3 protein-coding genes are annotated in these 2,452 nt (G+C 33.2%); all 3 read left to right on the top strand.

Annotation, left to right across the window (positions count from 1 at the left end):
* Positions 1–345 precede the first annotated feature (345 nt).
* The 3 genes from FJR06_RS19940 (at position 346) to FJR06_RS19930 (ending at position 2,397) form a co-directional block, all read left to right on the top strand.
* The gene (locus tag FJR06_RS19940; protein ID WP_015079471.1) at positions 346–702 is read left to right on the top strand and encodes an STAS domain-containing protein; all 357 of its coding nucleotides are present in this window, start codon (positions 346–348) and stop codon (positions 700–702) included.
* 166 nt (positions 703–868) lie between these two features.
* Positions 869–1,687 carry a serine/threonine-protein kinase gene (locus FJR06_RS19935; protein WP_168654072.1) on the top strand — a complete coding sequence of 273 codons (819 nt, stop codon included), beginning with the start codon at positions 869–871 and terminating at the stop codon, positions 1,685–1,687.
* A gap of 71 nt (positions 1,688–1,758) precedes the next feature.
* Complete coding sequence (locus FJR06_RS19930; protein ID WP_015079469.1) at positions 1,759–2,397, top strand: PsbP-related protein; 639 nt, start codon at positions 1,759–1,761, stop codon at positions 2,395–2,397.
* Positions 2,398–2,452 lie beyond the last annotated feature (55 nt).

Below are 2,452 nucleotides of genomic sequence, written 5' to 3'. Positions count from 1 at the left end.
GTCAGGAGTCAGGAGTCAGGAGTCAGGATGAAGAATGAAGAATGAAGAAAATTCCTTCCCTGTTCCCTGTTCCCTATCTCTACAAGTAAGTTCATGAATCAAACCGGATTGCTATAGATAATTTTAGATAATGATAAGTTCGTTACCGAAATTAGCAGTAAATTATGCTTATACTAGAAAAACTTGTCAACAAATTATACGGCATGAATACTGAAAAAACTTTTTCTCAACTGTGCTGCTGTTAATTCCCATAAATTTGCGAAAATAGTCGTTCCGCGGTTAAATTATAAACAGTATTGATGTCAATTTTTCCTTTATCAGTGTTTCAAATACAAAGTTAAATTTATGACTCTTACACAAGAACGCCAAGTAATTTTGTTCAAACCCCAAGGTAGTATAGACCTGGATAGTGGTACTATCTTGAGCGAACAGATGGCTGCAATTGAACCTCAGCATCACCAACTCTGGGTTATAGATTTATCAGAAGTAGATTTCATGGATAGTTCTGGATTAGTCCCCCTCGTCAAGGGACTTACATCAGCGCGTCAAAGTGGTTGTCGGTTAGTTCTTTGTAATGTCAAAGCTCCAGTTAAGTTGATTTTGGAACTTACCCAGCTTGATTCAGTATTTGAAATTTTCCAAAATTACGAAGATATTTTTGCTCCTGTTACTAATCAACAGCTAGTAGCAACTGGAGTTTAGACTAAATTAGTATTTTTATATCTTTAATTTAGATCCCCGACTTCTTTAAGGAGTTGGGGATTTGAAGTTAATTAACCTCTCAAATAATTTCGCCAATATGGCGACGAATGTGCGATAATTAACTGCATATTTCCCGAAACAAGGAATCAGGTGGGGTGTGAATCTGATGATAGGTACGACTATAGGCGGACGCTATTGTATTACTACCAGGTTAGGACAGGGTGGATTTGGAACTACTTATTTAGCAAAGGATACCCAACTTCCTGGTTCTCCTGTTTGTGTGGTTAAGCACTTTACACCATTAACTACAAAACCAGAGCAATTAGAAAAAGCTCAAGAATTATTTGAACGAGAAGCAGGAATTTTACAAAAACTCAATCATCCACAAATACCCAAACTTTTAGCGTTTTTTACGGAAAATCAACAGTTTTTCATAGTTCAAGAATTTATTAAAGGACATGATTTAACGAAAGAATTACCACCTACATCTACCAATACTAATATCAGTGAACCATTTGTTATTAAATTATTAAAAGATATTCTGGAAGTATTGGAATATATTCATGGTGAAGGTGTAATTCATCGTGATTTAAAACCAAGTAATGTCATGAGACAAGAAATAGATAATAAAATAGTCATCATTGATTTTGGGATAGTTAAACCTGTCAAACGAATTAATAACCAAGAAGATGATACTCAAATAATTGGTAATGAACTTATTAACCAAGAGAATGGTAATTATAATCCTACAAGAATTGGCACTAAAGGATATGCACCCAGGGAACAAGGAGAAGGTAAACCAGAATTCAATAGTGATATTTTTTCTCTAGGAATGATTGTAATTCAAGCACTTACAGGAATAGAGGCTAAAGATATAAATAATGATAACAATAACCAAGAAATAAGTTGGCGTTATTATAGTAGAATCAAAGTTAGTGATCAACTTGCAGACATTTTAGATAAAATAGACATCTCCGGTAATTAAATGTGCGTGGTTTGAAACCCTTGTAGAGACGTTCTATAGAACGTCTCTACATTCATTTTCGGAGAGGTCTAATGGTCAAATCTGATCATAGGGACCGTTATCAGACAGTAACAGAAGTATTAACAGCATTACAAAAAATATCTATAAGTAGTCCATTAATACCACCTAAAATTTATCATTTATTCCTGAAAATTGCCCCTTTAGGATTAATCGTAATCATGGGAATAATTGTATTTTCAAACCGTCCTATTTCTGAATGTGATGGAAAATTAGCAACTTATAAAAATAAGGAACATAATATAGAAATTGAATATCCTAAATGTTGGGACGCGGACGAAACTCCTATCTCAGTCATTGGTATTGGTAAAATAGTTACATTTATTCAACCTCAACAAAAAGCTAGATTGATTATTAGTAGTTCTGAATATTCGGGAACTTTAGAAAATTACGGAAAAGACCAGGAGAAGATGATCAAAAGTAACCTAGAATCATCAAATATCATAGAAAGAAGTTCAACTATTATCGCAAATCAAACAGGACAAAAAATAATTGTCACTGGTAAAAATGAACAACAAAAAATCAAAAATATGTATGTTATGACTTTGAGAAAAAATCAAGCTTATTTAATTACCTATACTGCACCCATAGATGATTATGATAAGTTGATCAAACCTGTAGAAGATATGATAAAATCATTACAGATTGATTAAATTAATCTATAGTATCAATATTATTTTGAACTCGTTCCCAGACTCCGGCTGGGAA

Source organism: Dolichospermum sp. UHCC 0352, assembly GCF_009711925.1.
GTDB classification, from domain to species: Bacteria; Cyanobacteriota; Cyanobacteriia; order Cyanobacteriales; family Nostocaceae; genus Dolichospermum; species Dolichospermum lemmermannii.
Note: the sequence above shows the minus strand (reverse complement) of the source record. Positions and strands in the feature narration are given on the sequence as shown.